This is a genomic window from Pseudoalteromonas sp. SWXJZ10B (genome assembly GCF_015864475.1).
Classification (GTDB): domain Bacteria; phylum Pseudomonadota; class Gammaproteobacteria; order Enterobacterales; family Alteromonadaceae; genus Pseudoalteromonas; species Pseudoalteromonas arctica.
In genome coordinates this window covers 18971-35539 of record NZ_JADYXD010000013.1, presented here as the reverse complement: position 1 = coordinate 35539, position 16569 = coordinate 18971, and the positions used below count along the sequence as shown (strand labels likewise).

Sequence of the window (16569 nt, the reverse complement as noted above, 5' to 3'; positions counted from 1 at the left end):
CGTAATTTTAGTACAGCCAGCACTAAAACAGTGATAAAAACGTAGATCCCATACTCGCAAAGTAGCTACGAACGCCCTGAGGCTTAGCATGTTCAGTTGTTATGTGTTCAGGAATATAGCCTTGCTCAAATGCTTTAATGTACACATCGAGTTGTTGGCTTTCTTTTAAGGTCGTGTTTTTTCCGTGCAGCATCATTTGCACTACAAAACATTGGCTTTGTGTAATGTTACTTAAAGTAAGGTTTACAGTACCAGATTCAAGGTCGTCATTGCTTAGCATTTTTTCAGTAAAATACTGCGCCCCACGCGCACTGGGCTGCGTAGCACTTAGTGAAATAACATCGCTCTCATTTGCGCCATCAGGCAACACACACTGCAGCGTAATGTTATGCGCAGCATTGGCTTTTAGCGATAGCTTTTCATATTCCATAGCGTGGCTCATCGCCGCAGACATAGAATCATCAAATGATTGCTGTGCAAATGTTAGTTGCACTAAGGGTGTACTCATCTTACTTAGTCTTCTTGAGTTTATTCATTTATCGGATAGAGATTATCGCGGATCAAGGTTACAGATTTATGACTAATTGCACTAATTAGTACAATTATTGAGTGGTTTGATCAAAGAGGATCTTTGCACTTCTAATATGAAAACAGTTTGTGATACATTTAGAGTAGATAGTCATATACAGCAAAGTCAGGCGAGTGAGTATTGACTAGATAAAGCCGCTAACCAGTAATACTATGTAAAATGAGTAAATAAAAAATATAATGTAAATTATATTTTAGTGTAAACACTTTATCCCACAGTAAAAAATAATTTAAACTCAAGCAACTGGCATCAGAACGAAAAAACCCACGCCTAAGCATGGGTTTTTTCTTTATCTTTTGTCTTTGGTGGGCTGCATAAGCAGGGATATCCAAAGCTCTCAATAAACATATTACCAGAAAATGTATTATGATCAACCAAAGATAAAGAAAAACTTATAAGATGGAAAGTTAATGCGATACAAAGCAATTGAAAAGACCATATCAATTAGTCGATTTACAACATACAGAAATGCTGTCATTGCGAGTACTGGTGTTGATTGCGGTATAAAAGCTCTCTCGCTATATGAATGGAATGCAAATTTATCATCTGATTTTTTATTTCCTTTACATATATATGAAGTGGTATTACGTAATGCTATTAGTGAAGCTATTGCAAAAAGATATGGTACTGATTGGCCTATTAATACGGTATTTCAAAACTCACTGGCTTATAAAAATAAAAGAGAGCTATTAAGCATTGTTAGCAATAATTACCAAGGGTTAGGCAAGGTGTTACCAGAGTTAAAGTTATCTTGGTGGGAAGAAATGCTAACGCGAAGGCATGATGGGCGTATTTGGAACGTTCATATTCAGACTGCATTTCCAAATGCTGATAACCTAACTGCGGCGCAAATTAGAACGCTATTAAAAGAAGCTTGCTTTGTAATAAGAAAAATAAGAAATCGAATCGCTCATCATGAGCCTATTTTCAATCACAATAAGTTACTTGATATTTATCCTTTAATTGAAACTACTGTGGCAATGCGATGTAAAGAAACAAAAATATGGTTGGGTGAAATAGAAAAGGTTAATAATTTACTTTTGAACCCAGTTATATGAAAGTATTAAAAAATTTATTTGGCACATAAAAGGGAAAACTGAGTCTAAAAAATGAGAAAAAGTCATAACTCCATCTATGCCCAAAGATCTCTCACCAAAACAAAGTACATAGGCTCATTAATATTTTTCCTCTCATAGTTTTGAAGATTGAGCGGATACAGTTGATTAGCTCACACACTTGACTATTTGTAGCGAGCGGAAAGTACAATCTTAGTTGAAAGCTGTCTAGAGGAATGCTAGAAATCCACGAGTGTAATTTATTAGCCAAAGTAAATACTCCGAGCTAGTTTTTACAACGACCAAATAAAAAGCAGATACCTAATTAGCATCTGCTTTTATATTTAAAAACCACAGTGCTAAGTGCTGCGGTCTTTAATACTTAATTAAACCTATTTAATTAAGCTTGAGGTTTAATTAAATACTTTTCGCCTGTAGCTTGCTTTGAATAAGCGGCAATTGATTGTAAATGTAATACCTCAGCTAGTGACACTTCGTGCGTGTAGTTGCTCGCAAATGTTGTGGTGATTTCGTCTGCAATACGTTTGCGCATTTTTATTACTGTATCTGTGCCTAATTTACCTAAGGCATTAAATAACAAGAATCCGTTTACACCCCATGCAAAACCAAAGTTACGGTTTATTGTGATAGGGCCTCGGTTTAATGCACCATAAATATACACTTGTTTGTAAGTGTCTGAGCCATAAACGCTGTGCTCTTTCATATCGCGTGCAGCTGCAACTTCCATACAGTTAAGAATATCACTTGTTAGTTGGCCGCCACCGATTGGGTCGAACGCTATAGTTGCACCCGTTTCAATTATTGCAGCGGTTAGATCAGCAAGAAAAGTGTCGCTGCTTGAGTTAACAATATATTTTGCACCCATATCGCGCAGTAATTTTTCTTGTTCTGGTTTACGAACAATATTAATTAAATCAACGCCATCAGCAATACAAATACGGTTTAGCATTTGGCCAAGATTAGAAGCTGCAGCCGCGTGAATAATAGCTTTATGACCTTCAGCGCGCATGGTTTCTACCATTGCTAGTGCGGTAAGTGGGTTAACAAAAGATGATGCACCTTCTTTAGCGGTAGTCCCTTCTTTTAGCTCTAGGCAACTTTGTACATTGGCACAAATAAATTGACGATACGTACCACCGCCAATTACAGCAACGGTTTTACCCATTAATGCTTGTGCGGCTGGTGATGAACCTGCTGCTACAACGGTGCCTGCGCCTTCATTACCTACTTGTGTGGCTTTACCTACGCGTGTTTTAAGTGATGGCATAAATTGAGCTGGAACATCGGCAGTAATTACTGGGTTTTCATCAGTACCCGATTGCTTTGCAGTAGACATATCAGCTGCGCTGAATAAAACGCCTAAGTCTGATGGGTTTAATGGTGCAGCTTCAATACGAATAACCACTTCATCGGCACTAGGCTTTGGCATCTCGATGTTTTTTAAGGCAAGTGTTAGTTTATTGTCTTCGCTGATAGTTGAAGTAAGTTGGATATTTTTATCTGTCATTATGTTTGCTCCCACAAAAATGAGTATTGATTACTGTTATAGCTAAGGGCTGTTATAGCTAAAGGCTTCTTATATAGCTAAGGGCTATTTAGCGTTTACTGCTTGAATTTGAGCTTTCACTTTTTGCATAAAGTCAGCCATATTTGCTTGGCGGTCGGCCTCTATGCTTTGGGCAATGGCTAATTGGCTCATTGATTCGCTCCACTCCTTCATGCCGGGAACTTGTGCTAGTACATCCCAATCAAGCTGAGTAGAGCCAAAGGCGCTAACAATGGTGTTTACGTAATAAACGTAAATGTCTGCCATTGTGAATTGCTCGCCTGCAATCCAAGGTGAAAACTTACCTAGCTTGCTTAATGCAGTAACGCCGCGAGTTAATACTTGGCGTACTTCTGTTTTAAGTGCCTCAGGAACTTCATTACCCGAAAATACATAAGGGATGAATCGTCTGCTTGGCAGTTCAAAATAAAGCTCTGCTATTTTCATAATTTGACGAACAACTGCGCGCTCACCTGCACCTTTAGGGTATAGCGGAGTTTGTGGGTACGACTCTTCTATAAAGTCGCAAATAACACTCGACTCAGAAATATTAAGGCCATTAGCTGTTGTGATTGCAGGCACTTTGCCTGCAGGGCTGATTGCTAGTAACTCTTCACTACCGCCGTAAACAAGGTGTTCTTTAAATGGCAGTCGTTTGTGTAAAAGTACATGTTTAACTAGGTTGTAATAATTGCTAGCAGCAAAACCGTGCAAAGTAATCATAAGTCAGCTTTCCATTATTAACGTGAGGATACTCATTGCCAAATAATGCAATTTGGTCCCCGTGTTTAAGTTGAGCCTATTATTACTTGTTTTAATTTGCTTATATATAAGGGAAAATGCGAATCACTTTTGTCTTTAAGACAATAAAGCATTTTATTTAATGGAGAGGCGACTTGGATCAACTAAAAGCCATACGGTATTTTATTAAGGTGGTTGAAACAGGCAGTTTTACCAAAGCCGCAAAAGCATTTGGTGTGCCGCCTTCGTCGTTGTCGAGGCGAGTGGCCGATTTAGAAAAAAGCCTAGGGGCTACGCTTTTAAAACGCTCAACCCGCATAGTTAAGCTGACCGAAGTAGGGCAAATTTACTACAGCGATGTACAAAAAATAGTGAACCAGCTTGAGCAAAGCCACGAAACGGTTCGAAGTTACCAAACAACCCCAAAGGGGCGTTTATCTATAAGTTGCATGGTAGGTTTTGGCGACAAAATGCTCATGCCGCTGCTTGATGAGTTTAGCGCGTTATACCCCGAAATAATACTCGATGTAAGCTTAAGCGATGAGCTGTCGACACTTGGCCGTGACGATGTTGATATTGCTATTCGTGGTGGTTATGCACCCAATGAGCGCGTGATAGCAATAAAACTTATGGATAATGGCTTTATACCTGTGGCGTCCCCCTGCTATTTACAAAAACACGGAGTGCCAAGTAACGCCATGGAATTAAAGCACCATAATGGGCTTTATTTTAAAACGCCTTCAGGGCCAACGCCGTGGTTATGTAAAGTAGATGAGCAATGGCATGACGTTTCTGGGCCTGCGGTCGCTATTTCAAATAACGGGTCGTGGCTTGCCAAAAAAGCATGTAACGGGGAAGGTATTTTAATGTCAACTCGATGGGCACTGGCTTCATATCTTGAGCTGGGTGAGTTACAAGAGCTTAAGTTTGAGCATGAGGTGGCAATAACTCAAAATTCTAATATGGCTGTTTATTTGTTGTATCAAAAACAACGTTATTTGGTACCAAAGGTAAAAGCGGCGGTCGATTTTTTAGTACAAAAAATAAAAGAAACAGGTGAAGGTAGTAAGCAAATAAAATAGCCCTTAAGAGTAAGGCCGATTATTTGTATAAATAATAGGTAAAAAATGCGCCTTTAGCCTAAAGCTTTTAACTAAGCGCCCGATACATTACTTAATAGGTTTAGCGATTAAGGATAATCATGGTTAATAATATATTTGGCAGTCAGGCTAATCTAAGCACTGTGCTTGCCCAATCAGTTAATAACGCGAACCAAACATCTGCGACACCTTCACTACACAGCAGTGGCGACCTTCAAGCTATTAATGATTTACAAATTAATGCGCCTAAAATAACCGACGAGTTATTAAGCCAGCTAAATGATGAAACACTTTACGAAACAATAACTAGCAATCAAAAAGTAGGGGATATTTTACAACAGCAACTTACCTCGCTATTTACTATTTCAAGCACACCTAGCACGCTTAACTATAAACTCTCCGATGAAGAACTCGCCCTGCGCACCGTAATAAGCTCTCAGAATGAGGGGTTATTAAAAAATGAAAACAGCACCCAATTAATTGAGCGATTAAATACGTCAGTTAAAAATATTCAGGGTGCTTATGCTAATACTAGCGATATTTTATCGAGTTTAGGTCAGCTTGGGTATGAGCAAAAAACGTTTTTAGCCTCAAGCCAGCAACGTGTTGAGCGCTCACTTAATCCATACATGGAAAGCCTTAATCGCGCAAAATACGAGGATGACAATAACTACCTGTTTGAGCTCTCGGTAAAAACTAAAGAAGGCGATGTTATAAACATTACCTTTAACTCATCGCAAGGGTACGATGAAAAAACAGGTGAAGCGATAGATGGCTTTGGCATAAGTTACGAAGTAAATGGCGATTTATCTGAGGCTGAACATGCGGCTTTAACGCAGGTTATGGCGGGTGTTGGCGAAATGGCCGATGAGTTTTTTAAAGTGAGTGAAAACTCATTTAATCCTATTATAGTGCCAAACCAAACAGACATGAGTTTAGACTTTTTAGCAGGCTTTAATAGTGAGCAGCTAGCGGGTTTTAATGTGTCGTTTTCAACAACGCAAAATGATGCGCTTGATACAGGCGAAAACACGCTTGATTTAAGTTACTCAATAGATGAAGCGACAAATCAACAAGCACTTGTGTTTAAGGCTGAGAATGGGAAAAACGAAATCGACTTTGCACTCGATATGTCAACCATTGGCGCTAAAGACACACAGCAAATGCAGCAGTATTTAGCGTCCCTCGATCAAAGCTTAGAAGATAGCCGAGTAAACAGTACCGAGGATAGTAAAGACTCAGCATTTGGTCGTAAAGGGGATGAGACAATGCAGCAAGGTTTTGCATTATTTAAAGGCGCTTTTACAAGTATGTCGTCAGCGGCTGAACGTTATAGCAATATTGAGTCGCTTGCAGATAAGCAATTTAATGACGGGCGCGCTATGGTTGCCGATTTAGTTGATAACATGATCGCAAGCGATCCCCGTTACCAAGGGCTTGGTAATAAAGCACCCAATACATTGGGGGCGGGTATTTCTAAGCTCGCTGATTTTGATGCTACGTTTTCTTACGCACTGGATAGCGGTGACTATCAGCCTAAAAGTACCATTGAGCTAAGCCAAGCGACTGAGCAAACCCAATTAGGCGAGCTTAGCGGTTTAACACAAAGTAAAAATGTAAGTAGCCACTTTGATTATCAATACAGTCGCCCCGACTACTACGACAAAGAAGAGAGTTATAACGTAGGTACCGCAGTTAAAAATAAAGAGCTTGTGGGGCTTGATCAGTCTCACGAAGTTGATGTTGATACAAAAATGTATGCGTTTAACCCTCAAACAAATCAATACGAGCTGCAAATGGCGATGCAAGAGCAAACCATTAGTAAAAGTGACATTCGCTTAATTGACGATATTTGGCTTGAAGAAAACGAAAACAGCTACAACATGAATAAAAAAGAGCGTGTTGAGAGCGACGAAAAGCAAGACGACTTTAAAACAACCAGCAGTCATTCTCATAATAAGTTAGTTACCTTAATTGGTGATTTAGACAAGCTGGCTGAAAATAAAGACGTAAGACGCGAGTATTTAACTAACTTATCGCAAGTTAACTTTTTTATGGATAAAAAGTAACGGTCTTGAGCTGTTCACTCCACACTTAATATTGGGTATAGTCGTTTAATACCTAAATTAATACCTAAATTAATACCTAAATTAATACCTAATTTAATACTTAATTAAATACCTAATTAAAGAGTACCTTATGTTTAAACAATTAATTTTATTGTGTGCTTTAAGCATGCCGCTTGTAAGCTGCGCTGCTACGGCGCCATTTTCGGGCGAGATAAGTACGCAAGAACTGCTAAGCGACTACAACAAGTTTAACGAGCAATACAAAGCGTATACACCAACAGCACAAGATATAGCCCTAATGCAAAAGCTAGAAGGCAAAGAGCTTATTGTATTATTTGGTACGTGGTGCCACGACAGTGAGCGCGAAGTACCAAAACTCATTAAGTTACTTTCTACGTCGAAAGTACAACTTGCAAGCATTGAATATGTGGCCGTAGGTTACAACAAGCAAGACGATGCAGGCATTGCAGAAGCTCACGACTTGCAATACACCCCTACGTTTATAGTAAAAGACGATGGTAAAGAGTTAGTACGCGTAATTGAAAAGCCAACGGGTACATTGGCACAAGATTTAACACAGGGTTTGTAAATAGAGCTTGTTCGTATTTGGGGTTAACGATTTAGCAAATAGGTTTATAAGTTAGCTGTTGGGCTGCTATGAGTAGTCTCCTGATACTTTAATGTGTAAGGCCAAAATTTTCCCCCTTTGGCTGAGCCAAAATAGGAATTCAGCTATGGTTTGCATATCAATTAAAACAAATAAAAAACTAATTAATCTACAAGCTCGTTATGGTGTTTCTTAATATGTCTAAGGATCTACGTAAAAATTTGATTGCTGCGATTCTTAGTCCTTTAATTGCGTTACCAATCCTTGGTTTTTGTTATTTTTATGCGGGCATAGAAAACTATACTTCTGTGAGTTCGTTAATTTTAGATGTTGGTTTTGGTGTATCAATAGGGATGGGAAGTTTATTTTATTTCTATCCTTTAATGTTCATTTACGGATTACCTATTAGCTTATTACTCCAAAAGTTAAATTTATTTAAATTACCTGTAGTTTTAATCTTAAGTATACTTCCAGTTTTTTTACTTAGTCTTTTTAGTGAGTTTGATCGTGTAACATTGGTTCTTCATTTATTAGTACTTTCAATGGGTTTAACTAGTTGGCTTATATATAATAAATTAAGGTAACACCACAACAAGCGATTAATGTTACACAACCGTTTTCTTACTCGGCTTACAGCTCAGATTAAACATTATTCATTAAACAGGCTTTTTCCGAATGCTTGTGCAGCATGCGAAGAGGGCCTGTCTTTATAATGTAGTTGATACAGTGGCCGAGAGAGTTGCTCGTTATTTTTTTGACTCAGGCGTGTTAATTTACCAAGCTGCACTAAATCCTCAGTGACTACATTAGGCAATAAAGCCACGCCCATTCCTTGTGCTACTGCCCTTGCTATTGCCTCGTTGCTGCCCAATTGCATACTGCACTCTGCTATTACGCCATGTTGGGCTAATAACTTAACCGACATTTCTAAAGTGCCCGAGCCCGGCTCGCGCAGTAGCCAAAATTGTTTGTTTAACCATGCTTTTAAGTCTTTCGTGGGCTTAAAGTTACTGGGTATAACCACACTCATTAAATCGTTTTGCCAGTGCTTACTTATTATATGCGACTCAGTCGGCGTGCCTTCAACCAGTGCTAAATCTATAGTGCATTCAAGTAATGCGTGTTCAATTTGCGCAGTATTGGCCACTTGTACTTCCACTTTTATATGTGGGAACTGCGCGCAAAATTTAGCTAAGTAAGGAGGCAGCCAATAGCTGGCAATCGTTGTGCTGGTGCCAATAACAAGTGTGCCGCGCTTAAGCCCTGTGCGCGATTTAATATCTTCAATGGCGGCTTTTTCGATAGCAAAAATACTACGCGCATGTTCAAAAAGCGCTTGCCCGCCTTCACTTAAAGTGAGTTTTTTGCCTTTAGATGCACGTTCAATAAGTTGTATGTTTAGTTGATACTCAAGCTCTTTTAGCGCTTTAGATACCGCCGGCTGGCTTATAAAAAGCGCCTCGGCTGCGCCTGAAAAACTACCAAGCTTTGCTACCGTATAAAACACCCTAAGTGCATGTAAATTCATTGTGCCTCTCAAATTACATAACCTTAAGTTATCGAATCATGATTTTAATATATTGGAGTTATATTTTGGCCTTTATTAAAATGAAGTCAACTAATTAGAGTTGTTTGATTGAGGGAATATCATGCTTAGCACTATTAAAAATGGGTTACAGCCTTTAGGTGTTAACACTAAACAGTATGGTGACTCTCGCTGGTGGATTGGCATGTTACTGGTTATTGTACTTGCGGGCGTTGCTGTTGCGCTTAGTAAATTATCAATAATGCAAACTGCGCAATTTAGCTCACTCACTATTGGTATTGTGGTTGGTATTATTGTGGGTAACAGTATTTTTTCGCGTATAGCGACTCATACCGATGTGGGCGTTGATTACGCTAAAAGTATTTTGCTCAAAGCGGGCGTTGTGTTGTTTGGTTTTAGAATAACCTTTACGCAAGTAGCGGGCGTTGGTTGGAGTGGCTTACTAACCGACATTGTTATGCTTGTTGGTACATTTATATTAGCAATTCAACTTGGCAAACGTGTATTTAAGCTAGATGAGCAAACAACTATATTAATTGGCGCGGGTAGCTCTATTTGTGGCGCTGCAGCGGTGATGGCAACCGAGCCTGTTATAAAAGCACAGGCGCATAAAGTATCAGTAGCGGTAGCAACGGTGGTGGTGTTTGGTACGCTAAGCATGTTTGCCTACCCAATAATGTTTGAGTACATGGGATTGAGCGAGCACGCGTACGGTATTTTTGTAGGCTCAACCATTCATGAAGTAGCGCAAGTGGTTGCGGCGGGCACTGCGGTAAGCGCTAACGCGGCCGACACCGCTGTAATTGAGAAAATGCTAAGAGTGATGATGCTTGCGCCATTTTTAGTAGGTTTATCATTTTGGCAAAGTAAAAAGCATACAAAAATAAACGCACATGGCGGCGAGCAAAAAGCGGGTATTACAATCCCTTGGTTTGCGGTGTTATTTATAGTGGCCAGTGGTGTGCATTCACTCTCTATTATTCCTCAAGTGACTACAAACGCAGTTGTTTGGTTTGATAATATATTACTCACCATTGCGATGGTGGCTTTGGGTTTACGCACACATGTTGGGGCAATTCGCCAAGCGGGTATTAAACCGCTGTTACTGGCACTGTGTTTATTTTTGTTTTTAACGTTAGGCGGCTTTGCCATTAATATAGGTATTGCTGAGCTGTTTTAAACGTTATTTGGTAAAAGTTGATTGGCTTAAATTGGCCAATCAACTTCGTTTAAGTCATCCAGCTGCGCGCTGGTATTTTTATTACCTTGCCATTTATTAGTGTAAATACCGAGCGGATCAAACTGTAACGTTTGTTTTTCAATATTAAAGTGCCTACCGCCACGCGGATCTACACCTACGCCCGCTATGTATTGCCAGTTGCCCCAGTTTGCGGCTACGTCGTAATCAATCAATTGCTGTTCAAAATAAGCCGCGCCATAGCGCCAATCAAGGCCAAGTTCGTTAACTAAACAACTTGCCGCAACTTGCCTTGCTCGGTTTGATATATAACCAGTGGCATTAAGCTCATTCATAATGGCATTGACCAATGGGAAGGGTGTTGAGCCATTACACCACGCAGCAAAGCGGTTTGGCATAAACGTTGTTAGGGGTTTGGTTTGTTTTTGGCCTTTAAAGCTAAATAAGCTGTTGCCCGCATTGAGTGCATGCCATTTAAAATACTCTCGCCATAGCAATTCAAACTTAATCCAATAAGTAGATTCGTTGACGATATGTTTATGTTCGTACTCTTCAACCGCTTTATAAACTTGCCGTGCACTTACACAGCCAAAGGCAAGCCAGGTACTAAATTTTGTGGTGTTATTAAAGCCATCAAGCTCGTTTCGAGTTGTTTTATAGGTACTTGGCAGTAAGCCCGAAAAGTACTGCGCTAAATGAGCTTGCGCACTTTTAAATCCGCCGTGCATTATCGCGTTGTTGTCATCAGTATGTTCAGTAAGCTCAATTGGTTTGGCCGCACATAATGTTATAGGTTGAGGGAGTAAACCTTCAGGTAACATTGAGAGAGTTATAGGTATATTGGCTGCCTCTACCTTTTTACGAAACGGCGTAAAGCTTTTAGGCAGCTCGTTTAAATTAAAAGGTAGGTCGCTTTGTTTAAATAGGGTGTCTTGCAGCACGCCTGTAAATTCTGTATTTGGGCAATGCGCTTTAAGTAAACTTATTTGGCGTTGCTCGTACAAACCGATTTGCTTGCTAAATACAACTTCATCAATGTTTAGATCATTTATACGCGCTTTTAAAAGCGCTATTGGTTCACCTTCAAGCACGTGCAGTGTTTGTCCGCGTTCAATAAGCGTCTGCTGTAGCTCAAATAAGCTTTGCATTAAAAACTGTTGTTTATGCACGCCATATGGTTTTTGTTGGTAGTTATTATTTTTGAACCAATGCGGATTTATTACAAATACAATATCGAGTGCGCATTGCTGCGACGCAAGGTCACTAAAAATAGTGTTGTCAGTGAGGCGTAAATCGTTTTGTAGCCAATATAAAATGCGTTTGCTCATAGGTTTGCTCAGGTTTTTTTAATCATTAACTTTACGAAGCAAAAGCGGGTAGGGATTAGTTTTGAGATGGTTAATAGACTTTTAAAAAGAGGCGATTATTAAACCGCCTCTTAGCTTATTGAAGTATTGTTTTTAAATAGCTGATTTTTGCTCTGCTATCCAATCGTTTATTACATCCTCAAGTACTGACATAGGCAATGAACCTTGGCCAATAACGGTGTCGTGAAAGCTGCGAATATCAAATTTAGCGCCTAGTTCTTTTTCCGCTTTTGCACGTAGTTCGCGTATTTTTAGCTCGCCCATTTTGTACGAGAGCGCTTGGCCTGGCCATGAGATATAACGATCTATTTGATCCTCCACTGCGCTTTGTGGCAATGCAGTGTGATCTGCTAAGTAGTCTATTGCCTTTTGGCGGCTCCAGCCAAATGCATGAATACCGGTATCAACAACAAGCCTCACTGCGCGCCACATTTCGTAACCTAAACGACCAAAGTCGCTGTATGGGTTTTGATAAAAGCCGGCTTCTTTACCTAAGCGTTCAGTGTAAAGTGCCCAGCCTTCGCCAAATGCTGAGTGGCTAAGTGTGCGTCTAAACTCAGGTACGTCTAACTCCATTGCAATGGCGTTTTGTAAATGATGCCCTGGTATTGCTTCGTGTAGGCTTAGTGCTTCTAAATTATATAAAGGTTGTAGCTTAGGTGTTGAGGCTAAAAAGTAAGTACCCGGCGAGCGGTTATCAGCCGGTGGCATATAAAAAGCGCCACGACTCGCTGAGCCTTTTATTGTAAAGGTGTTACGCGGTAAATGATTAAAGTAGGTTGGTAATTTGCCATACATTTTTTGCGTAATAAAGGCTGTTTTTTCAAGCAGGTCTTGCGCGTCTGTTGCGTAAAATTGCTCATCGGTTGCTAAAAATTCTAAAAAATCGCTGTAAGTGCCGTCAAAACCTACTTTATCAATAATGTTTTGCATTTGCGTTTTTATACGCGCCACTTCTTTTAAGCCAAGCTCGTGTATTTGCTTGGGTGTTGCATTGGTTGTGGTGTAATAATTTACCGCATATTTATAATACTCAAGCCCGCCTTTAACACTTGAAATACCTGGCTCTGCTCTACAGTTAGGCATGTAATCGTTTTCAAAAAAGTCGTAAAAGTGCTGATAAGCTGGTACTACTTTTGAGCTAATTAAGGCTTTAGCTTTGTTTTGGTATGTGGCCTTTTGCTCTGCTGTAAATGTATTTGGTATACGGGTGAAGGGCTCGTATAAGGCGCTATTTTCAGGTTGCTTAACTATATGAGCGTTAATGCTCTGGCTGTAATTTTCAAATGTTTTGCAGTAGTGGGTGTAACCCTTTTCAATGCCTTCCTTCATCAAGTTAATGTTTTCTTGATTAAAGCGAGGGTAGTCGGCAAGGCTTACTAAAAATGCGTTGTAATCATCAGGTGTTAAAAATGCCATATTAGCCGGTGCTTCGGCAAAGTAGGTATGCCAGCCACTTAAAAAGTTAACCTGAAAATACTTATCTTGAAAAAGGTAACTTTGCTGCTCTGTTTCTCGCTCGTATTTAAATAAACGGTAGTTCATTAACTGCGAGCTGCTCAGCGTTTTAGGATCTATTTTACTTAAGTTTTTTAATACATTGTTATTATAAGCTTGGCGCTTTGCAATGGCTTGTTCGGTCCAATTTGGTAATGTACCACTGGGTTTCCAACCATCAGGGTCGGTACGAAAGAATATTTTTTCGGCTTTTGCATTTTGCCAATGGTTATCAATAATGGTTTTTAAATCTGCATTGCTATCGGCTGCGCTCGGCAGTGATGCTACAGCTAAGCAAATAGCTAAAATTGTTTTTTTGAACATATTATTCTCATTTTTAGCGCGTTAATTTTTATTAGTGTACGCACATTTATCATTTTTGTTTTTAATATAGTACCAAGTTAACTTTATTAATGCGCTTACTTTTATAACCAGTATCAATTGGTTTTACTTTTTGATTGAACAAATTTCACCGCTGAAGTGAGTGGGCCACTAGTTTATTGTTTTATCAGCGTTTAGAATGATTAAAACTAATTACAATAAAAGACCGTCATGTTTAATAAAGTAATAACGCTGATTGATGAAGCTAATAACCAAGACCCTAATACTGAGCAGCACAATGGGCAAAGCTTTCCAAAAGAAAGCTTATACGGCTTGCGTATGAGCGAAATGCTAACTCGTTTTAAACCAGATGCCGATGAACTCATGCAAGTTGCAGTGCGTGCACAGCATATTCAGCGTTGGAAGTCGCCACGTAGTGACTTTGAAATGAACAAGCAGGGTTATCATCAATGGCGCAGCGCACTTTATATTTTTCATGCGTCACTAGCCGTTGAATTAATGAAACAAGCTGGGTTTAACGATACGGACCAAAACCGTGTTTATAACGCTGTTGCTAAAAAAGATATTAAGCGCAATCCAGATAGCCAATTAGTAGAAGATGTAGCGAGTTTGGTGTTTATTGAACACTACATGCTTGGGTTTGCCAATGCAAAACCAGATTACAATGAAGAAAAATGGATTGGTATTATTCGCCGTACATGGCAAAAAATGTCAGATGAGGCACACGAGTTTGTACTTACAGGTAATATTACGTTACCCGCGCCGCTAGTTGGGCTTATTCATAAAGCGCTTGAATAAATAATAAAAGTATAAAAATAAAAAAGGAATTTTAAATGTATTGCCCTAGAACTAATACGCCACTTGAGCCTTTACTTGTTGGCGGTTTTACTGTCTTTACGTCAGCTCAAGGCGGCGTATTTTTTGATAACAGCCAAATTTTTAAGTTTAGCTCGCCAGAGTTAAAGCACGGTGAGGTATTACTTAAATATTTGAGTGATCATATCGAGAGTGAATACGATGTATCGCTACGAATTAATTGTCCAAAGTGCATAAGCATTGTGATGATGCGCAGGTATTTTTCGCCAGTAAAGGCTGTCGAAATAGACGAATGCCCAGGCTGTGCAGGCATATGGCTTGATAGCGGCGAGCTGGCAAAAATACACGAAAACCATTTAACACCTCGAGAGCGTAAACTGTTAGCCCACGAAATGGCAACCAATCATGGGTTTATAACTATTAAATTACCTGCTTCTAGGTTTACGCCAACTAATAAAAATAAAAGTGCGCATGAAGCCACGGTGGAGAACTTAGTGCGCTTAGCTTTACTTGGTTTGTAACTCTTAATCACATATTAAAACAAAAACGGCGTACTAAAAAGTACGCCGTTTTTATTGTAATAAACTAACTCTTGAAAAGTTTATTTATTACGGTTTTCTTTGGCAAACGCACGTATTTTACGTTTTTGCGACAGTGTTACTTTATTAACACGGCCAGCAAATGGGTTTTCACCTTCTCTAAATTCGATTTTGATAGGGGTGCCCATAATTTTAAGCGCTTTACGGTAATAGTTCATCAGGTAGCGTTTATAGCTATCTGGTAAATCTTTAACTTGGTTACCGTGAATAACAATACGTGGTGGGTTATAGCCACCGGCATGGGCATATTTGAGCTTAACACGGCGACCACGAACAAGTGGTGGCTGATGATCGGCTTGAGCCATGTCCATAATACGACGTAACATTGCAGTACTTATACGTTTAGTAGCTGATTCATACGCTTCGTCAACAGACTCGAATAAATGACCAACACCTGTACCGTGTAGTGCAGATATAAAGTGTAGGCGTGCAAAGTCAATAAAGCCTAAACGGCGATCGAGCTCTGATTTAATACGATCTTTAACGTAATCGTCTAAGCCATCCCATTTGTTCACTGCAATTACCAATGAACGACCTGAGTTAAGAGCAAAGCCTAATAAGCTTAAATCTTGATCTGAAATACCATCGCGAGCATCAACAATCAATAACACAACGTTACAATCTTCGATTGCTTGAAGCGTTTTAATTACTGAGAACTTTTCAACAACGTCGCTTACTTTTTTACGCTTACGAACACCTGCGGTGTCAATTAACACATACTCTTTTTCATTTCGAGTCATCGGAATGTAGATAGAGTCACGTGTTGTACCTGGCATGTCGTATACAATTACGCGATCTTCACCCAGTATACGGTTTGTAAGCGTTGACTTACCAACGTTAGGGCGACCAATAATTGCAAGCTTTACAGGTTTGTCTGCAAATGCCTGGTGATCGGTATCGCTGTCTTCATCTTCTTCGTAAAGATTAATAAGCTCTTCGTCATCGCCTGTTACGTCTTCGTCTTGTGCAGCTAATTCAGCAATAAGCGGCTGAAGTGTTTGCTCAAGTAATAACGTAATACCACGGCCATGCGATGCAGCAATATGATGAATTTCACCTAATGATAATTGGTAAAATTCAGCACAGTTTGAATCTGCATCAATACCATCGGTTTTATTAGCAACAACAAAACACTTTTTATCTTGCTTGCGCAAGTGATTAGCAATTGCTTGGTCAGCTACGGTCATACCTACACGAGCATCTACTAAAAACAGAACAATGTCGGCTTCTTCAATGGCTAGCAGAGATTGATCTGCCATTTCGATTTCGATGCCTTCTTCTGAGCCATCAATACCGCCCGTGTCTACCACGATAAATTCATAGCCATCGTAACTAGCTTGGCCATATTTTCTATCTCGTGTTAAACCTGGAAAATCGGCTACGAGTGCATCACGAGTACGTGTTAAACGGTTAAATAATGTGGATTTGCCCACATTGGGTCGCCCAACTAGAGCGATCACGGGAAGCATAAACTAC

General features: G+C 39.7%; 15 protein-coding genes. 8 read left to right on the top strand and 7 right to left on the bottom strand.

Features of this window, described 5'->3' with window-relative positions; all coding sequences use genetic code 11:
- Positions 1-22: 22 nt before the first annotated feature.
- The gene (locus I6F54_RS12790) at positions 23-508 is read right to left on the bottom strand and encodes a hypothetical protein (protein ID WP_165728771.1); all 486 of its coding nucleotides are present in this window, start codon (positions 506-508) and stop codon (positions 23-25) included.
- Between the two features lie 491 nt (positions 509-999).
- On the opposite strand from I6F54_RS12790, the gene I6F54_RS12785 reads away from it, so the two are divergent.
- Complete coding sequence (locus I6F54_RS12785) at positions 1000-1647, top strand: Abi family protein (RefSeq protein ID WP_197141647.1); 648 nt, start codon at positions 1000-1002, stop codon at positions 1645-1647.
- Between the two features lie 397 nt (positions 1648-2044).
- On the opposite strand, the gene I6F54_RS12780 is transcribed toward I6F54_RS12785, so the two are convergent.
- Together I6F54_RS12780 and I6F54_RS12775 are read right to left on the bottom strand one after the other, a co-directional pair.
- The gene (locus I6F54_RS12780; RefSeq protein ID WP_166377571.1) at positions 2045-3172 is read right to left on the bottom strand and encodes a zinc-binding dehydrogenase; all 1128 of its coding nucleotides are present in this window, start codon (positions 3170-3172) and stop codon (positions 2045-2047) included.
- An 84-nt stretch (positions 3173-3256) separates the two neighbouring features.
- On the bottom strand, positions 3257-3934 hold the full coding sequence (locus tag I6F54_RS12775) for a glutathione S-transferase family protein (protein ID WP_197141645.1): 678 nt from the start codon (positions 3932-3934) through the stop codon (positions 3257-3259).
- 173 nt (positions 3935-4107) lie between these two features.
- On the opposite strand from I6F54_RS12775, the gene I6F54_RS12770 reads away from it, so the two are divergent.
- The 4 genes from I6F54_RS12770 (at position 4108) to I6F54_RS12755 (ending at position 8312) form a co-directional block, all read left to right on the top strand.
- Positions 4108-5034: a LysR family transcriptional regulator gene (locus I6F54_RS12770; RefSeq protein WP_197141642.1), complete on the top strand. Its 927-nt coding sequence runs from the start codon at positions 4108-4110 to the stop codon at positions 5032-5034.
- A gap of 119 nt (positions 5035-5153) precedes the next feature.
- Positions 5154-7121 carry a hypothetical protein gene (locus tag I6F54_RS12765; protein ID WP_197141641.1) on the top strand — a complete coding sequence of 656 codons (1968 nt, stop codon included), beginning with the start codon at positions 5154-5156 and terminating at the stop codon, positions 7119-7121.
- Positions 7122-7251: 130 nt separating this feature from the next.
- Positions 7252-7710 (top strand): TlpA family protein disulfide reductase, encoded by a 459-nt coding sequence (locus I6F54_RS12760; protein WP_197141639.1) that lies wholly within the window; start codon positions 7252-7254, stop codon positions 7708-7710.
- A 215-nt stretch (positions 7711-7925) separates the two neighbouring features.
- On the top strand, positions 7926-8312 hold the full coding sequence (locus I6F54_RS12755) for a hypothetical protein (RefSeq protein WP_165728764.1): 387 nt from the start codon (positions 7926-7928) through the stop codon (positions 8310-8312).
- 65 nt (positions 8313-8377) lie between these two features.
- Here the strand turns inward: I6F54_RS12755 and I6F54_RS12750 are convergent, their stop codons facing one another.
- A complete protein-coding gene (locus I6F54_RS12750) occupies positions 8378-9256 on the bottom strand; it encodes a LysR family transcriptional regulator (protein WP_197141637.1) in 879 nt (292 codons plus the stop codon).
- Positions 9257-9377: 121 nt separating this feature from the next.
- Here I6F54_RS12750 and I6F54_RS12745 point away from each other — a divergent pair, with 121 nt between their 5' ends.
- Positions 9378-10454: a YeiH family protein gene (locus tag I6F54_RS12745; RefSeq protein ID WP_197141635.1), complete on the top strand. Its 1077-nt coding sequence runs from the start codon at positions 9378-9380 to the stop codon at positions 10452-10454.
- A 26-nt stretch (positions 10455-10480) separates the two neighbouring features.
- Here the strand turns inward: I6F54_RS12745 and I6F54_RS12740 are convergent, their stop codons facing one another.
- Both I6F54_RS12740 and I6F54_RS12735 read right to left on the bottom strand, forming a co-directional pair.
- Positions 10481-11800: a DASH family cryptochrome gene (locus I6F54_RS12740; protein ID WP_165740661.1), complete on the bottom strand. Its 1320-nt coding sequence runs from the start codon at positions 11798-11800 to the stop codon at positions 10481-10483.
- Positions 11801-11932: 132 nt separating this feature from the next.
- On the bottom strand, positions 11933-13660 hold the full coding sequence (locus I6F54_RS12735; RefSeq protein WP_165740662.1) for a DUF885 domain-containing protein: 1728 nt from the start codon (positions 13658-13660) through the stop codon (positions 11933-11935).
- Between the two features lie 228 nt (positions 13661-13888).
- Here I6F54_RS12735 and I6F54_RS12730 point away from each other — a divergent pair, with 228 nt between their 5' ends.
- Both I6F54_RS12730 and I6F54_RS12725 read left to right on the top strand, forming a co-directional pair.
- Entirely contained in the window at positions 13889-14476 is a 588-nt protein-coding gene (locus I6F54_RS12730; RefSeq protein WP_165740663.1) for a DUF4202 domain-containing protein, read from the top strand.
- A 35-nt stretch (positions 14477-14511) separates the two neighbouring features.
- Positions 14512-15015, top strand: a complete 504-nt coding sequence (locus tag I6F54_RS12725) for a TFIIB-type zinc ribbon-containing protein (protein ID WP_197141633.1) — start codon at positions 14512-14514, stop codon at positions 15013-15015.
- Positions 15016-15095: 80 nt separating this feature from the next.
- Here I6F54_RS12725 and der read toward each other — a convergent pair whose 3' ends face one another.
- Complete coding sequence (gene der, locus I6F54_RS12720; RefSeq protein WP_024592997.1) at positions 15096-16562, bottom strand: ribosome biogenesis GTPase Der; 1467 nt, start codon at positions 16560-16562, stop codon at positions 15096-15098.
- Positions 16563-16569 lie beyond the last annotated feature (7 nt).

Coding starts and splice junctions, on each gene's coding strand:
- I6F54_RS12790 (WP_165728771.1), bottom strand. CDS start 508: ATGAGTACACCCTTAGTGCAACTAACATTTGCACAGCAATCATTTGAT.
- I6F54_RS12785 (WP_197141647.1), top strand. CDS start 1,000: ATGCGATACAAAGCAATTGAAAAGACCATATCAATTAGTCGATTTACA.
- I6F54_RS12780 (WP_166377571.1), bottom strand. CDS start 3,172: ATGACAGATAAAAATATCCAACTTACTTCAACTATCAGCGAAGACAAT.
- I6F54_RS12775 (WP_197141645.1), bottom strand. CDS start 3,934: ATGATTACTTTGCACGGTTTTGCTGCTAGCAATTATTACAACCTAGTT.
- I6F54_RS12765 (WP_197141641.1), top strand. CDS start 5,154: ATGGTTAATAATATATTTGGCAGTCAGGCTAATCTAAGCACTGTGCTT.
- I6F54_RS12760 (WP_197141639.1), top strand. CDS start 7,252: ATGTTTAAACAATTAATTTTATTGTGTGCTTTAAGCATGCCGCTTGTA.
- I6F54_RS12755 (WP_165728764.1), top strand. CDS start 7,926: ATGTCTAAGGATCTACGTAAAAATTTGATTGCTGCGATTCTTAGTCCT.
- I6F54_RS12750 (WP_197141637.1), bottom strand. CDS start 9,256: ATGAATTTACATGCACTTAGGGTGTTTTATACGGTAGCAAAGCTTGGT.
- I6F54_RS12745 (WP_197141635.1), top strand. CDS start 9,378: ATGCTTAGCACTATTAAAAATGGGTTACAGCCTTTAGGTGTTAACACT.
- I6F54_RS12740 (WP_165740661.1), bottom strand. CDS start 11,800: ATGAGCAAACGCATTTTATATTGGCTACAAAACGATTTACGCCTCACT.
- I6F54_RS12735 (WP_165740662.1), bottom strand. CDS start 13,660: ATGTTCAAAAAAACAATTTTAGCTATTTGCTTAGCTGTAGCATCACTG.
- I6F54_RS12730 (WP_165740663.1), top strand. CDS start 13,889: ATGTTTAATAAAGTAATAACGCTGATTGATGAAGCTAATAACCAAGAC.
- I6F54_RS12725 (WP_197141633.1), top strand. CDS start 14,512: ATGTATTGCCCTAGAACTAATACGCCACTTGAGCCTTTACTTGTTGGC.
- der (WP_024592997.1), bottom strand. CDS start 16,562: ATGCTTCCCGTGATCGCTCTAGTTGGGCGACCCAATGTGGGCAAATCC.